Below are 569 nucleotides of genomic sequence, written 5' to 3' on the forward strand. Positions count from 1 at the left end.
GATATGCCTATGCAAATGCCAGGTATGCTTTATGCACAAAATGAAGCTGGTGCAGAACGTATGCTGCAAACTTTGGGAATGCTAGCCGTTGAACTAAGGGGTTCAGGTGGCGAGGATCTAAATTTACCTGAAGGCTCTACTTCCGAGATTAGAATTCCGTTAGACCCAAGTTTAATGGGCATTGCTCCTGCTACAATACCGCTTTGGTATTTCGATGAAGTAAACGGTTACTGGAAGGAAGAAGGTGAGGCTACTCTGCAAGGTAATATGTATGTTGGTACGGTTGCACATTTTTCATTCTGGAATTGCGACATACCAGCTGAAGCCGTTACACTGTGTGTTAGTGCAACGAACGAAAATCAAGATGCGTTAAATAATCTTTGGGTAAGCATTACCAGTTCTACATTTGGCACAACCTATGGTTACACCAACGAAAATGGCGAGGTTTGTGGATTTGTACCAAGCAACGAAACCCTAGAACTTAATGTTTATGGTTACGAATACTGTAGCGATACGCCATTGTATACCGAGACTATTGGCCCATTTAGTACGGATACTTCAATCTCGAT

At 42.5% G+C, this 569-nt stretch carries 1 protein-coding gene; it reads left to right on the forward strand.

Features of this window, described 5'->3' with window-relative positions; genetic code table 11:
* Positions 1-569, forward strand: a 569-nt coding sequence (locus LBV24_RS15060) for a hypothetical protein (RefSeq protein ID WP_224479485.1), incomplete at both ends; no start/stop codon positions are given.

It is taken from the genome of Winogradskyella vincentii, from assembly GCF_020166345.1.
Classification (GTDB): Bacteria; Bacteroidota; Bacteroidia; order Flavobacteriales; family Flavobacteriaceae; genus Winogradskyella; species Winogradskyella vincentii.